The sequence below is a fragment of the Sphingomonas sp. Leaf10 genome (assembly GCF_001421245.1).
In the GTDB taxonomy this organism is placed as follows: Bacteria; Pseudomonadota; Alphaproteobacteria; order Sphingomonadales; family Sphingomonadaceae; genus Sphingomonas.
The window spans coordinates 27,473-49,423 of the sequence record NZ_LMKE01000012.1 but is presented as its reverse complement, the minus strand read 5'-3'; the positions used below and the strand labels follow the sequence as shown (position 1 = coordinate 49,423).

At 68.0% G+C, this 21,951-nt stretch carries 19 protein-coding genes; 8 read left to right on the top strand and 11 right to left on the bottom strand.

Annotated features, from left to right (window positions below; translation table 11 throughout):
* Window positions 1–201: 201 nt before the first annotated feature.
* Window positions 202–999, bottom strand: a complete 798-nt coding sequence (murI, locus tag ASE59_RS10275; protein ID WP_056455776.1) for a glutamate racemase — start codon at window positions 997–999, stop codon at window positions 202–204.
* Window positions 1,000–1,096: 97 nt separating this feature from the next.
* Between murI and plsY the strand changes: the two genes are divergently transcribed.
* The 4 genes from plsY to topA all read left to right on the top strand — a co-directional run bounded on the left by plsY (window position 1,097) and on the right by topA (window position 6,167).
* Window positions 1,097–1,702 carry a glycerol-3-phosphate 1-O-acyltransferase PlsY gene (plsY, locus tag ASE59_RS10270; RefSeq protein ID WP_235515728.1) on the top strand — a complete coding sequence of 202 codons (606 nt, stop codon included), beginning with the start codon at window positions 1,097–1,099 and terminating at the stop codon, window positions 1,700–1,702.
* The gene (gene dprA / locus ASE59_RS10265; RefSeq protein ID WP_056455769.1) at window positions 1,695–2,786 is read left to right on the top strand and encodes a DNA-processing protein DprA; all 1,092 of its coding nucleotides are present in this window, start codon (window positions 1,695–1,697) and stop codon (window positions 2,784–2,786) included. The genes plsY and dprA overlap by 8 nt, the downstream gene beginning before the upstream one ends.
* Before the next feature lie 202 nt (window positions 2,787–2,988).
* A complete protein-coding gene (locus ASE59_RS10260) occupies window positions 2,989–3,495 on the top strand; it encodes a hypothetical protein (RefSeq protein WP_056455766.1) in 507 nt (168 codons plus the stop codon).
* Between the two features lie 92 nt (window positions 3,496–3,587).
* Window positions 3,588–6,167: a type I DNA topoisomerase gene (gene topA / locus ASE59_RS10255; protein WP_056455763.1), complete on the top strand. Its 2,580-nt coding sequence runs from the start codon at window positions 3,588–3,590 to the stop codon at window positions 6,165–6,167.
* Window positions 6,168–6,358: 191 nt separating this feature from the next.
* On the opposite strand, the gene ASE59_RS10250 is transcribed toward topA, so the two are convergent.
* From ASE59_RS10250 to ASE59_RS10225, 6 genes are all read right to left on the bottom strand, one after another.
* Window positions 6,359–6,652 carry an SEL1-like repeat protein gene (locus ASE59_RS10250; RefSeq protein WP_056455757.1) on the bottom strand — a complete coding sequence of 98 codons (294 nt, stop codon included), beginning with the start codon at window positions 6,650–6,652 and terminating at the stop codon, window positions 6,359–6,361.
* A gap of 104 nt (window positions 6,653–6,756) precedes the next feature.
* Window positions 6,757–7,185 (bottom strand): TIGR01244 family sulfur transferase, encoded by a 429-nt coding sequence (locus ASE59_RS10245; RefSeq protein ID WP_056455754.1) that lies wholly within the window; start codon window positions 7,183–7,185, stop codon window positions 6,757–6,759.
* Between the two features lie 172 nt (window positions 7,186–7,357).
* Window positions 7,358–9,121: a DNA helicase RecQ gene (gene recQ / locus ASE59_RS10240; protein ID WP_056455751.1), complete on the bottom strand. Its 1,764-nt coding sequence runs from the start codon at window positions 9,119–9,121 to the stop codon at window positions 7,358–7,360.
* A gap of 39 nt (window positions 9,122–9,160) precedes the next feature.
* Complete coding sequence (locus tag ASE59_RS20360) at window positions 9,161–9,943, bottom strand: class I SAM-dependent methyltransferase (RefSeq protein ID WP_056455749.1); 783 nt, start codon at window positions 9,941–9,943, stop codon at window positions 9,161–9,163.
* Window positions 9,940–10,872 (bottom strand): alpha/beta fold hydrolase, encoded by a 933-nt coding sequence (locus ASE59_RS10230; RefSeq protein WP_056455747.1) that lies wholly within the window; start codon window positions 10,870–10,872, stop codon window positions 9,940–9,942. The genes ASE59_RS20360 and ASE59_RS10230 overlap by 4 nt, the downstream gene beginning before the upstream one ends.
* Window positions 10,873–11,188: 316 nt before the next feature.
* The gene (locus ASE59_RS10225; RefSeq protein WP_082458218.1) at window positions 11,189–13,006 is read right to left on the bottom strand and encodes an ABCB family ABC transporter ATP-binding protein/permease; all 1,818 of its coding nucleotides are present in this window, start codon (window positions 13,004–13,006) and stop codon (window positions 11,189–11,191) included.
* A gap of 94 nt (window positions 13,007–13,100) precedes the next feature.
* On the opposite strand from ASE59_RS10225, the gene ASE59_RS10220 reads away from it, so the two are divergent.
* Together ASE59_RS10220 and ASE59_RS10215 are read left to right on the top strand one after the other, a co-directional pair.
* Window positions 13,101–13,337 carry a hypothetical protein gene (locus ASE59_RS10220; RefSeq protein ID WP_056455737.1) on the top strand — a complete coding sequence of 79 codons (237 nt, stop codon included), beginning with the start codon at window positions 13,101–13,103 and terminating at the stop codon, window positions 13,335–13,337.
* A gap of 403 nt (window positions 13,338–13,740) precedes the next feature.
* Complete coding sequence (locus ASE59_RS10215; RefSeq protein WP_056455735.1) at window positions 13,741–14,490, top strand: Coq4 family protein; 750 nt, start codon at window positions 13,741–13,743, stop codon at window positions 14,488–14,490.
* A gap of 77 nt (window positions 14,491–14,567) precedes the next feature.
* On the opposite strand, the gene ASE59_RS10210 is transcribed toward ASE59_RS10215, so the two are convergent.
* Window positions 14,568–14,909 carry a hypothetical protein gene (locus tag ASE59_RS10210; RefSeq protein WP_156360013.1) on the bottom strand — a complete coding sequence of 114 codons (342 nt, stop codon included), beginning with the start codon at window positions 14,907–14,909 and terminating at the stop codon, window positions 14,568–14,570.
* Window positions 14,910–15,035: 126 nt separating this feature from the next.
* On the opposite strand from ASE59_RS10210, the gene recF reads away from it, so the two are divergent.
* Entirely contained in the window at window positions 15,036–16,109 is a 1,074-nt protein-coding gene (recF, locus tag ASE59_RS10205) for a DNA replication/repair protein RecF (RefSeq protein ID WP_056455729.1), read from the top strand.
* Here the strand turns inward: recF and ASE59_RS10200 are convergent.
* The gene (locus tag ASE59_RS10200) at window positions 16,091–16,504 is read right to left on the bottom strand and encodes a response regulator (protein ID WP_056455728.1); all 414 of its coding nucleotides are present in this window, start codon (window positions 16,502–16,504) and stop codon (window positions 16,091–16,093) included. The genes recF and ASE59_RS10200 overlap by 19 nt on opposite strands.
* Complete coding sequence (locus ASE59_RS10195; protein WP_056455726.1) at window positions 16,497–17,618, bottom strand: GAF domain-containing protein; 1,122 nt, start codon at window positions 17,616–17,618, stop codon at window positions 16,497–16,499. The genes ASE59_RS10200 and ASE59_RS10195 overlap by 8 nt, the downstream gene beginning before the upstream one ends.
* Window positions 17,619–17,880: 262 nt before the next feature.
* Between ASE59_RS10195 and ASE59_RS10190 the strand changes: the two genes are divergently transcribed.
* The gene (locus ASE59_RS10190) at window positions 17,881–19,308 is read left to right on the top strand and encodes a DEAD/DEAH box helicase (protein WP_056455724.1); all 1,428 of its coding nucleotides are present in this window, start codon (window positions 17,881–17,883) and stop codon (window positions 19,306–19,308) included.
* A gap of 71 nt (window positions 19,309–19,379) precedes the next feature.
* On the opposite strand, the gene ASE59_RS10185 is transcribed toward ASE59_RS10190, so the two are convergent.
* Window positions 19,380–21,872: an ABC transporter permease gene (locus ASE59_RS10185; RefSeq protein WP_056455721.1), complete on the bottom strand. Its 2,493-nt coding sequence runs from the start codon at window positions 21,870–21,872 to the stop codon at window positions 19,380–19,382.
* Window positions 21,873–21,951 lie beyond the last annotated feature (79 nt).

Genomic DNA, 21,951 nt, shown 5'->3' with positions numbered 1-21,951 from the left:
CCTCGCAGGCCGACCCCCCCCCAGCCCCTCCCTTCCAGGGAGGGGAGCAATTCGTCGCGTTTCACGTGAATGTTGATCCGGCCTAGGCCGCCGGATGAGGGATCGCTGCGCGATCGATGGCAACAAGCACAACCCCTCTGCGTCCTTTGCGCCTTTGCGCGCAAAAGTACCTGCTCCGCGCCTTCGCGAATTCGTGTGAACCTACAACGCCTCCACCGATCCGAAGCCACGCGATTCCAGTGTTGCCGCGACCCGGTGTTCGCGCTCGCCCAGCCGGGTGAAGACCAGTCGTCCGGGGGAGGGGGCGTCAGGGAAGGGCTGTCCGGCCGTCAGCGCGGCGATGCGGCGGGCGATGCCGGGGCCGCCGTCGGCGAAGGCGACCTGTGGCGCGACGGCGCGCATCGCGTCCTCCAGCAGCGGGAAATGGGTGCAGGCGTTGACGATCACGTCGATCCGGTCGCCCGCCGGCTGGTCGAACAGGCCGGCAAGTTCGGCGGCGACGGCGGCAACCGGGGCTGGCGTGCCGGCAAGTGCATTCTCGGCGAGTTCGACCAACGCCGCCGATCCGTGGCGCAGCACGGTGCAGTCGCCGGCGAAGCGCGCCGCGAGATCGTCGACATAGGGTTGGCGGACGGTCGCCTCGGTCCCCAGCACGCCGATCACGCGGCTGCGCGATCGCTCCGCCGCGACCTTGATCGCCGGCACCGTGCCGACCACCGCGACGTCAAGTGCGGCGCGGACCACCGGCAGGGCGATGGTCGATGCGGTGTTGCAGGCGATGACGACGAGGCGCGGGCGATAGCGTTCGACCAGCCGCCCGAGCAGCGCCGGCACGCGCGCGGCGATCTCCGCCTCGGTCTTGGTACCATAAGGGAAGCCGGCCGAGTCGGCGGCATAGACGATCGGCGCGGTCGGTAGCAGCGCAAGGGTTGGCGCGACCACCGACAGGCCGCCGACGCCCGAGTCGAAAAACAGGATCGGTTGCGTCGTCTGGCCCATGATCGGGCATACTCCCATTGGCGTAGCCGGCCGCGTTGCATGCCGCCGCCGAACCCCTTACCCTCCGCGCGACAGACGGCAAGTTCAGGGGGCTATCCTGCCGAGCGAAATACTCTGGATCCCGCCGGCGGCGGCGTTGCTGATCGGCTATGTGCTGGGATCGATCCCGTGGGGCATATTGCTGACCCGCATCGCGGGGGCGGGCGACCTGCGCACGATCGGATCGGGCAATATCGGCGCGACGAACGTGCTGCGGACCGGGCGCAAGGGGCTGGCGGCGGCGACGTTGCTGCTCGACCTGCTCAAAGGGGCGGCGGCGGTGTGGATCGTCGCGGCGCTGTTTCCGGGCGAGGAACTGATCGCCGGGGCGGCGGCGTTCATCGGCCATTGCTATCCGCTGTGGCTGCGCTTTCGTGGCGGCAAGGGCGTGGCGACGATGATGGGCGTGGTGGTCGCGCTCAGCCCGATCGCCGGGCTGGTCTATGCGGTGGTGTGGTTGGGGCTGTTGGCGGGTCTGCGGATTTCCTCGGTTGCGGGCATGGCGGCGGCGGTCGCGGCGCCGCTGGCGGCGGCGTTGGTCGGGCGGTTCGATCTGGTGCTGCTGTTCCTCGGCCTCGCGCTGATCGTGCTGTGGAAGCATCGCGAGAATATCGAGCGGTTGATTGCCGGGGCCGAGCCGAGGATCGGTCGCAAGCGTGAGTGATCCGCAAGCGGCGCGGTTCGCGGCGCTGCGGCTGATCCGGTCGAGCAATATCGGGCCGGTCACGTTTCGCGCGCTGATCGAACGCTATGGCGATGCGGTGGCGGCGATCGAGGCGTTGCCGGTGCTGGCGGCGCGGGGTGGCGGACGCGCGCCGGTGCTTGCCGACGAAGGCGCGGTGCGGCGCGAGATCGCGACGGTACGGGGCTTAAGCGGGCGGTATCTGCTGCTCGGCGATCCCGATTATCCGGCGTTGCTGGCCGAATTGGACAGTGCGCCGCCCGCGTTGATCGTGCGAGGCGACCTGTCGTTGTTGGCGCGGCCGTGCGTGGCGATGGTCGGCGCGCGCAATGCGTCGGCGGCGGCGTGCCGGTTTGCGCGCGGGCTGGCCGAGGAACTGGGCGCGGCGGGTTACTGCGTCGTATCGGGCCTGGCGCGCGGCATCGATACGGCGGTGCATCAAGGCGCGATCGGCCATGCGACGATCGGCGTCATCGCCAGCGGTATCGACGTGGTGTTCCCGCCCGAAAATGCCGGGTTGCAGGAGGAGGTGGCGACACGCGGGCTGCTGGTCGCCGAACAGCCGCCGGGCACGCAGCCGCTGGCCCGGCATTTTCCGTCGCGCAACCGGATCATCGCCGGGCTGGCGCTGGGCACGGTGGTGGTGGAGGCGGCACCGCGATCGGGATCGCTGATCACCGCGCGACTGGCCGGAGAGGCGGGGCGCGAGGTGATGGCGGTGCCCGGATCGCCGCTCGATCCGCGTGCACAGGGGTGCAATTTGCTGATTCGCGACGGCGCGACGCTGGTGCAGAATGCCGCCGACGTGGCGGAGATGCTGCGCCCGATCGATGCGCGGGCGGTGCGTTCGCCGGGCGGGAGCTATGCCGCCGAACCTGCCGCGACCGATGCCAGCGATGGCGACCGGACGCGGATCACCGCCTTGCTCGGGCCGGTGCCGGTGGCGGTCGACGAACTGGTGCGGCAATCGGGATGCCCGACGACGGTGGTGCAGACGGTGCTGCTGGAATTGGAACTGGCCGGGCGGCTCGATCGCCATGCCGGCGGGCGGGTCAGTCTGGGATAGTGCTTGACCATCTGTTGCTGAGCGCGCCGCCATGCTTGCCGGAACGGATGGAGGTAGCATGACGGTCGAGTTGGCACTTGCCGAGGGGCGTAGCGCGCAGGCGTTTTGGCTTCGTGAGGGAGACCGTATCCGTCGGACGCCAACTACACCGCAGTGTGTCCGGCTGCATGATAACGACATTCGCGGTATCGACGTTCGCCATATGCATAACCGGTTCGGTTGGCAGGCCGGCGGAAGCACGCTCTGTGCGGGCGTGTTGTATCGTACCAAGGACTTCATGGCGCTCCCCGAAGCCGCCCGGTGCGGCACAAGGGCGTTGGGACAGACGATCCATGTCGAACACACGGTGCCAGTGGCGACGCTGGCACGGCATCTGGCAAATGCTGACCGGGCGGATGCGGTGAGCACCGTGCTGTGGATCCTGACCCGTTCGGTCGTGACCGGAGTCACCGACGGGCCGGACGGGGAACGGCATCGGATGGTGCGTGGTGGGCAGTCGCGGCAGTCATATTCGCTGACGCCGCATCACGCGGATCACGACCGACCGTTCAGACGCTATGATCCCGCCCGGCACAGTCCGATTTGGGACGTGGTGCGCGGTGAGCCGATCGATCCGGACCATTTCACGTTCGCGGATCATCGCGCGAACATCGAAACTGCGCTGCGCTGGGCAGCGTTAGACGATTGGGCGGCACGCGTGGCATCGTGATCGTCATACGCGATTAACAACACTCGGCTTGACGTAGCGGTGCCTGCCTCCCCACTCTCGCGTACGTACGCACAAGGACCGACCGCCACATCATGCAACTCGTCATCGTCGAATCGCCCGCCAAGGCGAAGACCATCGAAAAATATCTGGGGTCCGATTACCGCGTCCTCGCCTCCTACGGCCATGTCCGCGACCTGCCGCCCAAGGACGGGTCGGTGAACCCGGACGAAGGGTTCGCGATGGATTGGGAGACGTACGCCGACAAGACGAAGCAGTTGAAGGCGATCACCGATCTGGCGAAGACCGCCGACCGGCTGATCCTCGCCACCGACCCTGATCGCGAGGGGGAGGCGATCAGCTGGCATGTGCAGGAGGTGCTGAAAAAGCGCCGCGCGCTGCCCAAGGAAGTCGAGCGCGTCACGTTCAACGCGATCACCAAGCCGGCGATCCTGGCGGCGATGAAGGCCCCGCGGGAACTCGATACCGATCTGATCGATGCGTATCGGGCGCGCCGCGCGCTCGATTATCTGGTGGGGTTCACCCTGTCGCCGGTGCTGTGGCGCAAGCTGCCGGGTGCCAAGTCGGCGGGACGGGTGCAGTCGGTGGCGCTGCGCCTGTTGGTCCAACGCGAGCGCGAGATCGAGACGTTCGTCGCGCAGGAATATTGGTCGGTCATCGCGAAGATGGAGGCCGACGGCACGCCGTTCGACGCGCGTCTCGTCAAGCTGAAGGGCAAGAAGCTCGACAAGCTGTCGCTGGGCGACGCCGGATCGGCCGAGGTCGCGAAGGCGGCGGTGGTCGATGGCCGCTTCACCGTCATCAACGTCGAGACGAAGCCCGCGACGCGCAACCCGCCGCCGCCCTTCACCACCTCCACGCTCCAACAGGAAGCGGCGCGCAAGCTCGGCTTTTCGGCCAGCCATACGATGCGGGTGGCGCAGTCGCTCTATGAGGACGGCGCGATCACCTACATGCGGACCGACGGCGTGCAGATGGACGGGTCGGCGATCGATGCCGCGCGCGGTGCCATCGCCAACCGCTATGACGGCAGCTACGTGCCGGACAAGCCGCGCCAGTACCAGACCAAGGCCAAGAATGCGCAGGAAGCGCATGAGGCGATTCGCCCTACCGACTTTTCGAAGGACCGCGCCGGGTCGGGCGATCATGGCCGCCTGTACGACCTGATCTGGAAGCGGGCGCTGGCCAGCCAGATGGCGTCGGCCCGGATGGAGCGCACCGCCGTCGAGTTCGAGGACCAGACCGGGCAGACCGGGTTGCGTGCGACCGGGCAAGTCGTGCTGTTCCCCGGCTATCTGGCGCTGTACGAGGAGGGCCGCGACGATGCGGCGGACGAGGATTCGCGCCGGTTGCCCCTTCTCAGGTCGGGCGACGCGCCGGCCAAGAAGGACGTCGTTTCCGAACAGCATTTCACCCAGCCGCCGCCGCGCTTTTCGGAAGCGTCGCTGGTCAAGCGGCTGGAGGAACTGGGAATCGGTCGCCCGTCGACCTATGCCTCGATCATTCAGGTGCTCAAGGATCGCGGCTATGTCCGCGTCGAGAAGAACCGGTTCTTCGCCGAGGAGACTGGGCGGTTGCTGACCGCGTTCCTCGAACGGTTCTTCGAGAAATATGTCGGCTACGATTTTACGGCGGGGCTGGAAGAAGAGCTGGACGACGTGTCGGGCGGGCGGGCCGAATGGCAGGCGGTGCTCGAGGCGTTCTGGCGCGATTTCAAGCCGCGCACGTCGGAGGTGATGGAGCAGCAGCCGAGCGCGATCACCGCCGAGCTGGACCAGTTTCTTGGGAGCTATCTGTTCCCCGAAAAGGCGGACGGGACCGACCCGCGGCTGTGCCCGAATTGCGGCGAGGGGCGCTTGGCCTTGCGCGGCGGCAAGTTCGGCGCGTTCATCGCCTGCTCCAACTATCCCGAATGCAAATACACCCGCCGCTTCGCGCAGCCGGGTGGCGAGGATGGCGGCGACGCTGGTCCCGAAGGGCTGGGCAAGGACCCGGAAACGGGGCTGGAGGTCGAGCGGAAGTCGGGTCGCTTCGGGCCGTATATCCAGCTGGGCGAGGGCAAGGATGCCAAGCGCGCGTCGATCCCCAAGGATATCGGCGAACTGAATTTAGAATGGGCGCTGAAGCTGCTGAGCCTGCCGCGCACCATCGGCAATCATCCGGAAACGGGCGAGCCGATCGAGGCGGCGATCGGGCGCTATGGCCCGTATCTGAAGCACGCCGGCAAGTACGCCCGGTTGCAGTCGACGGCGGACGTGTTCGAAACCGGTATGAACGCGGCGGTGGTCAAGCTGGCCGAAGCGGCGGCCGGCGGCGGGCGTCCGGCGCGTGGCGCTGCGAAGGAGCCGCTGAAGGTGCTGGGCGCGCATCCGCGCACCGAGGCCGAGATCAGGCTGATGGAGGGGCGCTATGGTCCGTACGTCACCGACGGCACGACCAATGCGACGATCCCGAAGTCGATCGAGCCGAATGCGCTGACCCTCGAAGAGGCGGCGCAACTGATCGACGACCGTGCGGCGGCGGCGCCGGCCAAGGGCAAGAAGAAGCCCGCGGCCAAGAAGGCGGCACCGAAGAAAGCGGCAGCGAAGGATGCCAAGCCGGCGGCGAAGAAGCCTGCTGCGAAGAAGGCTGCGCCGAAAAGGACGGCGGATTGAACCTTGGCCTGATAGTATCAGGACCGTTTGTGCTGAGTAGGGGCTGAGCGAAGTCGAAGAACCGTATCGAAGCACTTAGCCACCGACGGTCCTTCGATACGCCATTTCGACAAGCTCAATGGCTACTCAGGACGAACGGATACGCTTCATCTGCCGATCCGCCTGCGGCCGGTGCGTCCGGCCGCAGCGGGTCAGTGCGCGTGAACCTCGGTCCGCAGGAAGGCACGGGCGGCCTTTTGCGCGTCGGCGATCTGGCGCGGCGTCATGTCGCAGGCGATCTCGGCGCGCCAGTGCTGCGCGTCCTCCAGCCCCGACATCGCGGCGAGGTTGAACCATTTGTGCGCTTCGACGAGGTCGATGACCGTGCCGCCGGTTCCGCTGGAATAGCAGATGCCGAGTTCGAACCACGCCGCGCCGGTGTCGCGCTGCGCTTCCTCTGCCCGGCTTTCCTGCAGAAAGCGGGCGCCTTCCAAACCAATGCCCATATCCAAAACCCCTGTTGGTACGGGCAGAGAAATGGGGCGGCGGCCCTTGCGTTTTAGTTAATGCGAATAACCACTTAGGTTACGTACGTTAAGGTACAAAGGATTTAAGTCCCCGACAGTGCGTCGAGCGTGGGGCGGATGCCCGACAGGTCGTATCCCGCCGTGCCGCCCGCCGCGACCAGCTCCGCCGGGTCGCGGCCGCCCTTCGCACTGGCGAGCGCCCACAGGTTGCACGAGCGCGTGCCCGAGCGGCAATAGGCGAGGATCGGGCCGTCCGCATCGGCCAGAACCTGGGCCATTGCATCGAGTTGCGGGTGGCTGAACCCGGCATGGGTGATGGGGATGGCGTGATAGGCGAGGCCGGCGGCCGCTGCGGCTTCGGCGATGGTGTCGCCGCCCGGCTGGCCGGCTTCCTCGCCATCGGGGCGGTTGTTGACGATGGTGGTGAAGCCCTGTGCCTTCAGCGTCGCGACGTCGTCGACGGTGATCTGCGGGCTGACCGAAATGCGGTCGTCGATACGGCGGATTTGCATGGGGGGAGGATAGCGAGCCCGTTCGCCCCAAGCAAATCCTCCCCACAGGGTGGGGAGGGGGATCAGCCGCAGGCTGGTGGAGGGGCAAGGCCCCGGGCGGTGCGTTTGTGGCCCTGCCCCTCCACCCCTCGCTGCGCGAGCGGTCCCCCTCCCCATCGCAAATGGGGAGGATCTAGTGTTGTTTGATTACTGCGAGGAACGCGTCGCCATATGCCTGCAACTTCTTCTCGCCGATGCCGGTGATGCGGCGCATGCCGCCGATCGTCTGCGGGCGGTCGGTGGCCATGTCGCGCAGGACCGAATCGTGGAAGATGACATAGGGCGGCACGCCGGCCTCCTGCGCCAGTTCGCGGCGTTTGGCGCGCAGTGCCTCGAACAGCGGATCGCCGGTCGGGTTGGGCGTCGCGCCGCTGCCGCGCCGCCGCCGTTCGCGCTTGGGCGGGACGATCAGCGACAGCGTGTCGCCGCCCTTCAGCAACCCGCGCGCGGCGGGGCCGAATTCCAGCCCGCCATGGTCGTTGGCGCGCAGCGCATCCCGCAATTGCAGCGCGCGGCCGACCGGTTTGAGCAGCGCGACCTCGTCGCCATCGACGATGTTCCACACCGATAGCTGTTCGTGGCCGTTGGTCATGCTGCGTTCGGTCGACTGGCCGGTCAGCACCTGTTCGATATAGGTCGCGCCGAACATCATGCCGGTGCGGAACACGGCCGACAGATACTTCTGCGCGACCTGCGTCGCGTCGACCGCATTGGGCGGGGTGAGGCAATTGTCGCAATTCCCGCAAAATTCGGGCGGCGACTCGCCGAAGTGGCGCAGCAGGATCGCACGACGGCAGCCGGCGGTTTCGACCAGCGCCCCCAATGCGTTCAGCCGTTGGCGCTCACCCGGCTGGCGCGCGGGTTCGACTTCGCCGATCCGCTGGCGCGCGCGGGCGAAGTCGTCGGCACCCCAGAACAGGTGCGCGACCGCCGGATCGCCGTCGCGGCCGGCGCGGCCGGTCTCCTGATAATAGGCCTCGATCGATTTCGGCAGCCCGGCATGGGCGACGAAGCGGACATCGGGCTTGTCGATGCCCATGCCAAAGGCGATGGTCGCGACCATCACCATGTCTTCGGACGCGACGAACTCGTGCTGGTTGCGCTGGCGGACGGCGGGGTCGAGGCCGGCGTGATAGACGCGGACCGGGCGGCCGGTCTTGCCGAGCGCTTCTGCGAGCCGTTCGGTCCCGGCGCGCGACTGGACATAGACGATGCCGGGGCCAGGCGTGGCGGCGATCACGTCGGCGATCTGGCGCGTGCCCTGATCGCGCGGGGTGATGTGGTAGCGGATATTGGGCCGGTCGAAGCCGGCGACGATCAGCCCGTCGTGCGGGATGCCGAGCTGTTCGAGGATGTCGGCACGGGTATGCGCGTCGGCAGTCGCGGTCAGGGCGAGGCGGGGGACGTCCGGAAACTGGTCGAACAGGGGGCGGAGCAGGCGATAATCGGGGCGGAAGTCGTGGCCCCATTCGCTGACGCAGTGTGCTTCGTCGATCGCAAACAGCGCGAGGTTGCCACGGCCAAGCAACTCGCGAAAATCGCTGCCCGAGGCGCGTTCAGGGGCGACGTAGAGCAGGTCGAGTTCGCCATCGAGGAACCGGCCGCGCGTCTCGGCGCGATTGTCGTCGGCGCTGGTCAGCGTGGCGGCGCGGATGCCGACCGCAGTCGCCGCGCGCAACTGGTCGTGCATCAGCGCGATCAGTGGCGAGACGACGACGCAGGTGCCGTTCAGCATCGTCGCGGGCAGTTGATAGGTCAGCGATTTACCCGCGCCGGTCGGCATCACCGCCAGCGTGCGCTGTCCGGCGAGTACGCGGTCGACCACCTGCCGCTGGACACCGCGGAAGTCGGGAAAGCCGAAGGTCGATTGCAATACGGGGATCGGGTCGAGCGCCATTGCCCTCCACCTAGGGATGCGGGGCGGGGGCGTCGAGGGTTAAGGCACCCGGACGGCGCGCCAGTTGTCGCCGGTGATCGCCGCTTCGCCGACGGTGCCGGTGTAGCTGCGTCCGGCGACGGCGAAGCGGATCGCGGTGCCGCGCAGGGTGCCGGTGATCGCGGCGCTGCCCAGCGTGCCGGTCACGTCCTGAAACCGCTGATCGATATGCAGCGGCACTTCGCGGCCATCGGGCAGGGTCGCCAGCCAGTCGCCGCCTGCAACGGCTGGGATAATCCACAGGAATACGCGGCGATCGGCGACCAGTCGCTCTTCGTCGGCGCGCCATTCGCCCATGTCGAAGGCGTGGGTGACGATGCGCGTGCCGGGGCGCAGTTCGGTGAGCAGGCGCGGGCGCAGCGCGAGGTTGATCTTCGGTAACAGGTACATCGTGATGACGCTGGCGTCGCGCAGCGGCACGTCGAACAGATTGGCGCGGGTGAAGCGGGCGCGGTCCGCGACTTCGTAGAGCGCGGCGTTGCGGCGGGCGCGCTCGACCAGCATGGCGTCGATCTCGACCCCGCTGGCGCGTGCGCCGAGGCGGGCGGCGGCGATGGGGATGCGACCGTCGCCTGACCCCAAGTCGATCAGCGTATCGTTCGCGCCGACCTGCGCCATCGCCAGCATCGCATCGACGACCGGTTCGGGGGTCGGGACATAGGGGACGTCGTAATCGGGTTCGCGCGCGGCGATGCCCTGTCCGCGCAGGATGTCGCCCATGCCGTCGCCATAGGCGGTGGTGCACCCGCTGAGCAACAGCACCACCGGCAGCAGTGCCCTCACGCGGTCGCCGCCGTCCGCAGCCAGTTCGCCGTTTCGATCGGGTGGGTGACCGGGATCATGTGACCGCCCGCGATCTTGGTCAGCGTTGCGCCGGGGATCATCGCGGCGGTGCGGTCGCCCTGTTGCTGCGGGTCGAGCAACTGGTCGTCGCGGCCGTACAGGATCGCAACGGGCAAGGCGAGCGATCCGTAGCGCGCGGCCATTCCGGCTACCGCGCGGTTGGCGTCGTCGATCTCGAATGCGCCGGACTGAAAGCTGGACGGACGCAGCGCGACCAGGCCGCCGCCGCGCGTGCCGAAATCCATCGGCACCGCGTCGGGCGCGAAGACATGCTTGGCGACGGCGGGGCCGGTCAGCGTCGTGAAGGGCACGCCGACCGTCCACGCGGCCAGTCCGCGGATCGGGGCGGGCGGTGCCTTGCCGCGAAAGATCGGCGGGATATGGTCCATCGGCTGGGTCAGCGGAGCGATCAGCGCGATGCCGCGCACCTTGCCCGGATGGTTGAGCGCAAAGGCGAGCGCGACCGCGCCGCCCATCGAATGGCCGACCAGCAGCGGGCGATCGAGACCCAGCGCATCGATCAGGTCGGCGACCATACGCGCCTGTTCCTCGATCGGCGGCTGGCTGCCGTCGACGCTGCTATGCCCCCAGCCGGGCCGGTCGACTAGGATCAGGCGGTGATCGGCCAGTTGCGCGGTCAGGGCATAGGAGAAGTTGCGAAGCTGTCCGTACAGGCCGTGCAGCATCACCATCACCGGCCCGTCACCGCCGGTGTCGATATAATGCAGTCGCCCGCCGGGCACGTCGACGAAATCGCCGTCGGCCGGCACCATCGCTTCGGAGGCGCTGGCGGCGAGTGCCGTCCACAGTGCGAGGCCGCCGCCGACCAGCGCCGTGGTCGTTACCGCCTTTTTCAGCCTGTCGTTCATCGATCGCTCTCCCGCTGGGCCCTGGCCGATACGCTTGGGCGGCGGGGAGTGTCCATCGGATACGGTTTAGCGTCCGATCCGGCGAAGCCGGGTCGGGTCCGCGCCGCTTCCACGCAAGTGGATCAAGCATACAGAACCGATCGACATTCAGCGACGATCGCAAATTTCCGTCATTCCCGCGCAGGCGGGAATCCATAACCGCTGACGTTTCGGCTGGCGTCGCGACGCTGGCGCATATGGACTCCCGCCTTCGCGGGAGTGACGATTGCAGACAGAGCAGGCGTCGCGCGTCGAGAGAACAAGATATCGATCGGTCCTAAGCTTCCGCCAGTGCCGCCTCGCGCTCGGCCGCCTGTCGCGCCCACATTTCGGCATAGGTGCCGTTCGCGCGAAGCAGTTCGCCATGCGAGCCGCTTTCGACGACGCGGCCGTGCTCCAGCACGACGATGCGGTCGGCATGGACCACGGTCGACAGGCGATGGGCGATGACGATGGTCGTCCGTCCGCGCTCGATCGCCTCCAGCGTGGCGAGGATGTCGGCCTCGGTCCGGCTGTCGAGCGCGCTGGTCGCTTCGTCGAGGATCAGTACCGGCGGGTTCTTGAGCAAGGTGCGGGCGATCGCGACGCGCTGCTTCTCGCCGCCCGACAGTTTCAGGCCGCGTTCGCCGACGCGGGTGTCGAACCCCTGCGGCAGGCTGGCGATGAACGGCGCAATAGACGCACCCCGTGCCGCCCGCGCGATGTCGTCGGTGGTCGTATCGGCACGGCCATAGGCGATGTTGTAGCCGATCGTGTCGTTGAACAGCACCGTATCCTGCGGCACGATGCCGATCGCGCTACGCAGCGACGCCTGCGCCACGGTCGCGATATCCTGTCCGTCGATGGTGATGCGCCCGGCGGTCGGATCGTAGAAGCGAAACAGCAGCCGGGCGAGCGTCGACTTGCCTGCGCCCGACGGCCCGACCACCGCCAGCGTCGTGCCGGGTGGAATGTCGAGGTCGATGCCGTTCAGGATCGTGCGCCCGTCGCCATAGCCGAAGCCGACGCCTTCGAAGCGGACATGGCCGCTGCTGACCGTCAGCGCGGGTGCGCCGGGGGCGTCGACGACTTCGGCGGGGGTGTCGATCAGGTCGAACATCGCGCCCATGTCGACCACCCCCTGCCGCACGGTGCGATAAACCATGCCGAGGAGGTCGAGCGGGCGGAACAACTGGGTCAGCAGCGTAGAAACCAGCACGACGTCGCCGGCCGAGAATTGCCCGCGCGCCCAGCCGAACACGATGAGTGCCATGCCGCCGCCCAGCATCAGCGCGGTGATCAGCGCCTGCCCGATATTGAGCAGCCCCAGCGAGTTTTCGGACTTCACCGCCGCATCGGCATAGCTGGCGACGGCGCGGTCGTAGCGTGCCGCCTCGCGCTCCTCGGCGCCGAAATATTTGACCGTCTCGAAATTCAGCAGCGAATCGACCGCATGGGCGACCGCGCCGGTGTCGAGGTCGTTCATCCGCTCGCGCAAGCTCGATCGCCAGTCGGTGACCCAGCGGGTGAAGGCGATGTAGAACACCACCATCGCCACCGTGCCGACGACCAGCCAACTGCCGAAGCGGGTGCCGAAGATCCACAGCACCAGCCCCAGTTCGAGGATGGTCGGCGCGATGTTGAACAGCAGGAAATACAGCATCGTGTCGATGCTCTTCGTGCCCCGTTCGACGACCTTGGTCACCGCGCCGGTGCGGCGTTCGAGGTGGAAGCGCAGCGACAGGGCGTGGAGATGGCGGAAGACCGACGCGGCCAGTCGCCGCGTGGCGTCCTGCCCGACGCGTTCGAACACGACGTTGCGCAGATTGTCGAACAACGTGCCCGCGAAGCGCGCGGCGGCATAGCCCGCGACCAGCGCCACGACCAGCCACAGCGCGTCGCGCGATCCCGCCGCCATCGTATCGATCGCGCCCTGCAACGCGAACGGCGCGCCGCGCACCTGCACGACCTTGGACGCGACGACCAGCGCCAGCGCGGCGACGATGCGCACCTTCAGTCCTGTCGCCCCGGCGGGCCACAGATAGGGGAGGAAACGGCGGAGCGTCGCCAGCATCGGCCGGGTCGGGCCGGAGGCGGTTGCGGTATCGGGAGGCATTGCAAGTCCCATTTGGGGAATCGGGCGCGCCGGCGCAACGCTTCGTCGGAACAAGCTGCGTCCCAGCGTATTGAAACAGTCGAGGAGACGGGCGATGGCACCTCTGGTCTACATCATGGCGATCCTGGGCTGCGGCGACGATGGCGCGACATGCAGCCGCGAACGGGTAGCGCCGGTCAGCTACCAATCGGTCGCCGAATGCCAGGCGGCGGTCCCGGCGATGCTCGCGCGCAATACCGACCTGTCCTATCCGGTCATCAGCGCTATGTGCGAACGTGGCGGGGCGCAGATCGCCGAAAGCCGGCCGCAGACGAAGCCGACCGCGGGCTGATTTGGGAAGCAGAGCCGCTCGCCGTTCAGCGAAGATTGCGAAATTCCGTCATTCCCGCGCAGGCGGGAATCCATAACCGTTTACGTTTCGGCTGGATTTGCGTTACGTTTCGGCTGGATTGGCGATGCTGGCGCATATGGACTCCCGCCTTCGCGGGAGTGACGAAAATAGATTGAGCAGTCGTCCCGCGTCCATTTCCGTCGACCCGGACGTCATCCAGCAATGGCTGGAATCTCTTGGTAACGCGCGCCGCAGGAGCCGCTGGAGACCCCAGCCTTCGCTGGAGTGACGCTGCGGTGTGGATGAATCCGACGCTAGCGGCAACGATACGGTACGTTCCGCACGCGCTTGACGTCGCACCGGCTTGCGAATACTTACATCATTGTAAGTAACGGAGTCGGTGATGGCGACGCAAGGGATCGAGACGGTGCAACCGCTGCGCCGCGACTGGGGCACGGCGTGGGCGGCGCTCAAGCGGTTGCTGGCCGATGGCAACGATACGGTGCAGGTGTTCCGCATCATGCGCGCGCTGAACGCCGATACCAGCCATCGCAATTACGCTCGGCTGCTGGTGGAGCCGGGCGGCGGGCGGATCGCTTATGACCGAGTCGAGCTGACGCGGCGCTTTTCCGATCGCGCATGGGTCGATGCCCTGCCCGAAGGCAGCGTCGGCGCGCATTATCGCGCGTTCCTCGATCGGACCGGTTTCTCGGCGCAGGGACTGGCCGATATCAGCTATGCCGATGGCGAGGGGTGGCAGGATGCACCGCATCCGGTGGCGTGGTTCGGTCGGCGCGAGCGCGATGTTCACGACATCTGGCACATTCTGACCGGCTATACCGCCGAGGAGCATTTGGGCGAGGCGTGCCTCGTCGCCTTTTCCTACGCGCAGACCGGTGGATTGGGCTGGGCAGCGATCGGGCTGGGCGCGGCGATCAAGTCGTTGCGGGTGACCGGCGAGCGGGCGTTCGCGAAGGCGGTGTGGGAAGGATATCGGCATGGCCGCCGGGCGCGGTGGCTGCATGCCGAGGATTATGAGGCGCTGCTGGCCGAACCGCTCGATGTGGCGAGGCGGCGGCTGAACATTGCCGAGCCGGTGGCGTACCACGCCGCGCAGAAGCGGTTGCGCGAGCAGGGGTCGCAGGGGATTTAGGGGGGGCGTCACCCTCACCCTTCCGCGGCTGCGCCGCTCCCTCCCTCTCCCGCTGGGAGAGGGAAAGAAGGGTGCGCTTACTTCGCCAACGCTGCGCTCGCATTCGCCTCGCCCGCATCGCGGACTGCCTTGGCGCGGGCTTCGGCCTGCTGTTCGACCAGCTTCGCCTCGTCGCGCATCGCGTCGGCGCGGACCTTCAACCGTTCGGCATCGTAGCCACCGGCCTGCTGCGCCTGATTGAGCAGCCCTTCCGCCTCCACCTTCATCTGCGCGGTCTGGTTTTCGGCGGCGGCTTCGATTGCATCGCCTTCGGCATCGGCCTGATCGCGGAGCTGTTCGGCCTGCTGCTGCTGCGGGGTCTGCGATCCGCAGGCGGTGAGGGCGAAGGCGGCGGCGGCCGCAAGGGCGAAGCGGGTCATTGGGTTTTCCCTGTTCTGATTCGACAACCCCAATTCCCGGCAGCGCGGAAAGTTGCGTTCGTATAACTTGGTGCGGTTCGTGGCGGGTTCCGTCGGGCGGAACGTGGCGGTAACGGTCGGTCGCAGATGCTGACCCGCCTGACCCTGACCGACTTTCGCAATCATGCGGCGGTGACACTCGAACCGGGGCCGGGCTTCGTGGTGCTGAGCGGGCCGAACGGCGCGGGCAAGACCAATGTGCTGGAGGCGGTGTCGTTGTTGGCGCCCGGGCGCGGGCTGCGCCGGGCGGCACTGTCGGACATGGCGCGCGAGGGCGGGGCGGGCGGGTTCGGGGTCGCCGCCGAACTGGCTGGCGACGTCCGGCTGGGGACGGGGACGCAGGCCAATGCGCCCGAGCGGCGGATCGTCCGGGTCAACGGGGCGGGGGCATCGGCGACGGTGCTGGCCGAATGGCTGTCGGTGCTATGGCTGACCCCGGCGATGGACCGCCTGTTCGTCGAGCCGGCGGGGGAGCGGCGGCGGTTCCTCGACCGGATGACACTGGCGCTGCTGCCCGGCCATGCGGCGCAGGCGACACGCTATGACGCGGCGATGCGGCAGCGCAATCGGCTGCTTGCCGAAGAGGGCGCGCCTGATCCCGACTGGCTCTCGGCGCTGGAGGCGCGGATGGTCGAACATGGCGTGGCCCTCGGCGCGGCGCGGGCGGAGTGCGTCGCGATGCTCGACGCGCGGATCGACGATACGCCGGCTACCGATTTTCCGCGGGCGGCGCTGACGCTGGAGGGTTGGCATGGCGACGCGGCGCTGTTCGCGCGCGAACTGGCGGCGGGGCGTGCGCGCGACGCGGCGGCGGGACGGGCGCTGAGCGGGCCGCACCGTGCCGACCTGATCGTCACCGATCGCGACCGGGGGCAGGCGGCGGCGCGCTGTTCGACGGGCGAGCAAAAGGCGTTGCTGCTGGGGCTGGTGCTGGCCCATGCCGAACTGGTCGCCGATCGCGCCGGGCGGCCACCGGTGCTGCTGCTTGACGAGGTGGCGGCGCATCTCGACCCGGCACGGCGCGCGGCGCTGTTCGCACGGGCGGCGGGGGTGGGGCAGGTGTGGTTGACCGGGACCGAGGCGGGTCTGTTCGACGACATTCCGCGCGACGCGACGCGGTTCGATGTCGCAGGGGGCAGCGTTCAGTCGACGGGTGCGTAGAAGCGAAGTTCGTTCGGGATCTTTTCCGGCGCCTCGCCCTGCACCCGCGCCATTGCCGCCGCGATCGCATGGCCGAGGCCGGCGGTGTAGAAGGGCTTGGCGACGCAGCCGAGGATCAGCGGATGGTCGGCGATATCGGGGCAATTGCCGCTGAGGAACAGGCAGGGGATGCCACGCGCCGCCAGCGCGACGGCAACGGTCCGCCCCGAATCGCCCTGCGCCAAACGCACGTCGCACAGCGCCAGGTCGGGCCGATCGGCGTCCGCCAGTGCCAGTGCGCTTGCCTGCGTATCGGCGACGCCGGTGACGATATGGCCGTGGAGCGTCAGCGCATCCTCGATCAGCATCGCGACGAGGGCTTCGTCCTCGACCAGCATGATCCGCAGCTTATCCACTATGCGCGCGCCCCGGAATGGAAAGGGTGAGACGGTCGGTGCCGTTGCGCGCGATCGTCGCCCGCAATTGCCGCGACAGGCCGCGCACCAGCCGTCCGTCGTCGATCGCCGGACGAACGATGCCCATGGCGGGGCCGATCAGCGCGATCGCCATCGCATCGCCACCGGCGTCGATCGTGACCTGGGTCAACGCTTCGGGATCGGGGTCGAGCATGGCGTGGACCAGCAGCGCGACCGCTGCGGCCTGTTCGATCGGCAGGCAGGCGGTGCCGTGCGCAGTTACCTCGATCGGTTCGCCATCCCCGCGTTCGGTGATCGCGTCGAGCAACGCGGCAATGTCGATCGAAGTCGGCGTGTCGGCGGCATAAAGCGGCCGGTGGGCGGCGGCCAGCACCTCCAGCCGTGCCGCGGCGGCGGCCAGCGCTGCTTTCGCCGCATCGTCGGCGGTATCGGCGGCACCCAGCCGTACGACCGCGACCGCGGTCTGCAACGCATTGCGGACGCGGTGGTTGAGTTCGCCGAGCAGGCGTTCGCGGGTCGCGATCCCTTCACGCAATTCGGCCTCTATCTTCAGCCGGTATTTAGCGAGCGCGACATAGTGGCAGACGGTGTGGAGGAAGGCGAGTTCGTCGGCATCGAACCGGTCGGTCCAGCGCCGTCCGAAGCCGAGCGTGCCGAGCAACGTCGACCCATGGACCAGCGGCGTGCAGGCATAGGCATCGATGCCGAGATCGCGGACGAAGCCGGTCAGCGGATCGTCCGACGTCTGTACGCAGAATGCCTGGATCGGGCGGCGCTCCTTTGCCGCATAGCCGCAAACCGCCTGTCCGACCTCCAGCCGCGCGCCCGCGGCGGCCTCCGCTTCGGTCAGGCCGGCATGCGCGACCAGCGTCAGACCATCGGGGTCGAGCCGATAGTTGAAGAAGACGTCAAGTCGCAATTCGTCGGAAATGAGCGCAAACAGATCCTCGACCATCGCCGCGGGATCGTCCGCCGCCAGCATCTTGTCCGCCGCTTCGCCCAGCAGGCGCAACTGCCGGCGCGGCAGGTTGTCGACCGGATCGGCAGGACGCGGACTGCCGGGAGTCGCGCCGAACGGGGCGAGATCGTTCATGTCCCGGCATGTACGGCCTTCACCCGCCGGATTCCATAGCGAAAACGGGCAAAACGGACCATGGCTTGACCCTGACGGCGTCCTCGCCTATCTGCCGCAGCGCAGCGACGCTTTTTCAGGCAGCGTGATCGGACCTTGATGGTCTCGGCTCCGCGTCGCTTAACCCGGCTTCCCTAGTCACGCGGGTCGCAATTTTTTGCCCCGCCATCCGTGCGCCCGTCGTGTGCGCCCACGGATGCCGGACCTATTTGCAGGAACTGTCATGTCCTTCCAGTCGCTCGGCCTGTCGAAGTCGATTCTCGACGCGCTCGCCGCCAAGAATTACGAAACCCCCACCCCGATCCAGCGCGACGCGATCCCGCTCGTCCTCGAAGGGCGCGACCTGCTGGGCATCGCCCAGACGGGCACCGGCAAGACCGCCGCGTTCGTGCTGCCGTCGATCGATCTGCTGGTGAAGGCGAATGTCCGTCGGCGGCCGATGCGCTGCCGGATGCTGGTGCTCGCCCCGACGCGCGAACTGGTCAGCCAGATCGCCGACAATGCCCGCGCCTATGCCAAGCACAGCAAGCTGACCGTCGCCACCGTGTTCGGCGGCGTGCCGGTGCCGCGCAACATTCGCGACGTCGCCCCTGGCGTCGACATCCTCGTTGCGACGCCGGGCCGCCTGCTCGACCTGATCGACCAGAAGTGCCTGGGTCTGGGCGAGCTCGAGATCCTCGTGCTCGACGAAGCCGACCAGATGCTCGACCTGGGCTTCATCCACGCGCTGCGCCGCATTGTGTCGATGGTGCCCAAGTCGCGCCAGACGCTGTTCTTCTCGGCGACGATGCCGAAGGATATTCGCGAACTGGCCGACAAGTATCTGACCGATCCCGCCACCGTGCAGGTGACGCCGGTGTCGTCGACCGCCGAGCGCGTCGAACAATTCGTGACCTTCGTCCAGCAGACCGAGAAGCAGGCGCTGCTGACGCTGTTCTTCCGCAACACCAAGATCGATCGGTCGCTGGTGTTCACCCGCACCAAGCATGGCGCGGACCGCGTCGTGAAGTTGTTGGCGGCGAACGGCATCGCGTCGAACGCGATCCATGGCAACAAGTCGCAGCCGCAGCGGGAAAAGGCGCTGGCCGCGTTCCGCGACGGCACGGTGCCGATCCTGGTCGCGACCGATATCGCCGCGCGCGGCATCGACGTGTCGGGGGTCAGCCACGTGGTGAACTTCGAACTGCCGAACGTTTCGGAACAATATGTCCACCGCATCGGCCGCACGGCGCGCGCGGGTGCATCGGGCGTGGCGTTCAGCTTCTGTGCGGACGATGAGCGGCCGTTCCTGAAGGGGATCGAGCGGCTGACCAAGCAGAAGGTCGAGATCGTGCCGCTGCCCGACGATTTCCTGCAACAGAGCGCGCAGATCAAGGCGAGCCGTGCGCCCTATGCTCCCGATCGGCCCGAGCGCCCGCCTAGCGAGCGTGGCCCGGCGCGTCCGCGTGCAAGCCATGCCCATGGCGCGAAGCCGGCGCATGGGCGCGGTGGTCCGGCGCGTGGCGGTCAGCCGCAGCGCGGCGAAGGGCAGGGCGGTGGCCGTCCGCCGCAGCGTGAGGCCGGTACTGGTGGCGGCGGTCGTCCGGGTGGCGGCGGCGGTCGTGGTCGCGGCGGTCGCGGCCGTGGCGGCGCACCGCGCGCGACGGCGTAACGAGGCAGAAAGGGGCCGGCAGTTCGGAACTGCCGGCCCTTTTCAAATCCTCCCCGTGCCAGGAGAGGATTTTATAGTTCGCGCAACGCTCTGGCCGGCCGCGCGCTCAGGATCGGCAGGGCGCCGAGCAGGCCGATGCCGACGGTGACCCCGACCCCGGTCGCGAGCGTCAGGGCGATCGCGCGATAATCGGGTAGCCAGTCGAACGCGAAGAGTTCGACCACGACATACCAGCCGCCCGCTATTCCAATCGCCGCCGCGAGCGCGGCGAGGATCGCGGCGAGCAGCAGATATTCAAGCGCCTGTGCGGCCAGTATCTGGCCGCGGGTGGCGCCGAGCGTCTTCAGGATCACCGAATCATAGGTTCGGGTTTCGCGGGCAGCGGCGATCGCGCCGATGAGTACCGCGATGCCGGCGAGGATCGCGATGCCCGCCGCCGCGGCGATGGCGGTGGCCATTTGCGACACGATATCGCGGACTTGCCCGATCACTTCGCGCACCTCGACGACGGAGGTCGAGGGAAAGCGGGCCGACAGCGCGCGCAGGATGGCGCGTTCGCGGCCCGGCGGCATGGTGATGGTGGCGGCAAGGTTGTGCGGCACGTCGGACAGGGCGTTGGGGCTGAACACCATCACGAAATTAAAGCCCATATTGTCCCATTCGATCTTGCGGAACGAGGCGATCGTCGCGGTGCGTTCCTGTCCGGCGACGCTGATCGTCAGCGGGTCGCCGAGCTTCAGGTGCAGCGCCTGCGCCATCCGTTCGTCGACCGATACCAGCGGTTTGCCGGCATAGTCGGCGCTCCACCATTTGCCCGCGACCAGTTCGCTGCCCGGCGGCAGGGTGCGGGCGAAGGTCAGGCCGCGTTCGCCGCGCAGCGCCCATGCGCCTTCGGGGATCGTTTTCAGGTCGGCGACGCGGGTCGTGCCATAGGCGGTGATCGTACCGCGCATCAGGGGGACGGTCTGAATGTCGGCGTCGGGCTGGAAGTTGACGATAGTTGCACGGAACGACGATTCCTGCGCCGGGGGCACGTCGAGTGCGAACAGGGCGGGCGCGCGGGCCGGGACGGTCTTTGCGATGTTGGCATCGAGGCTGGTGCGGATGGTCGCCAGCAGGACGAACAGGGTCAGGCCGAGGCCAAGCGCCACGACCAGCGCGCCGGTGCGGGCGCCGGGGCGGTGCAGCGCGCTGACCGCCAGTCGCAGCAGCGGACGGCGCGGGCGGGGCAGGCGGGCGGCAGTCCAGCGGATCGACCATCCAAGTATCGATAATAAAAGGAGAAGTCCGGTCGCGGCGGCCAGAAATGCCGCGCCGAACCATGGACGTTCGCTGGTGGTGAGGACCAGCGCGACGATGCCGGCAAAGGCCGCGCCCATCCATGCAGCCGCCTTCCACCGCGGCGGTCGGCGGCCGTCATGGACGCCGCGGAGCAGCCCGGCGGCGGGCACCGCGCCTGCGGCCAACAATGGCGGGGCGGCGAAGGCGAGCGCGATCAGCAGGCCATAGGCGGCAGCTTGGACGAGTGGCAGGACCTGGATGGCAAAGCGCGGCGCGACCGGCAGGACGTCGCCCGCCACCGCGACGATCAGGGGCACGGCGGCGATGCCGACGGCGAGGCCGATGGCGATGCCGATCGCCGAAACGGCAACGATCTGAAGCAGATAGACGCGCGCAATCAGGCCGGAGGTCGCGCCCAGCACCTTCAGCGTGGCGATGCTCGACCGGCGGGTGGCGAGGTAGCTGGACACGCCGTTGCCGACGCCGATCCCGGCGATGACCAACGCGGTCAGGCCGACCAGCACCAGAAATTCCCCCATCCGGGTCAGGAAGCGTTCGGCCCCCGGCGAGGCGCGGTCGCGGGTGCGGCTGTCCCAACCCTGCGCCGGATAGCGGTCGGTAAATGCCTTGATCGCGGTCGCCGGGTCATAGCGACTGGCGATGCGGTATTTGCTTTCATACAGGCTGCCGGGTGCGATCAGGCCGGTGCGCTGCAATCCCTCCAGCGATACCAACGCCACCGCGCCCAAGGTGAAACCTTCGCTCAATCGGTCGGGTTCGTCGGCGATGATCCCGGCAACGGTGAAGCGTGCGGTGCCGAAGCGGACCGGGCCGTCGACGCGCAGTTTCAGCCGTTCGACCAGTGCCGGGCCGACATAGGTTTCGGTCGGGGAGAGCGGGGGGGAGGTGCCGCCCTGTAGGGTCAGCGTGCCGTAGAGCGGATAAGCGCGGTCGACCGCTTTGAGTTCGATGGGGGCCGTTTCCCCGCCGAAGTTGACACCCATCGACTGCATCCGCAGCGTTTCGGACACTCGGCCGAGCCGCGCCATCGATCGGCGTTCGGCATCGGTCGCGGTGCGCTGCGACACCGAGAGTTCGAGGTCGCCGCCGAGCAGGCTTCGGCCGCGCGCGGACAGTTCGCCGGTGATCGACTGTGTAAGGCTGCCGATCGCGGCCAGCGCGCCGACGCCGAGGATCAGGCAGACCAGCAGTAGGCGGAGGCCACGGAAGCGGGCATCGAGTTCGCGGCGGGCGAAACGCCATGCGAGGCGCCATTCGGTCATGTGGTGGCTCGGGGGTTGGTCGTCGCCCGTATCCCGGCCTGCACTGTCGTGCCGGTTCGGGCGTTGCACAGCGCCGCAA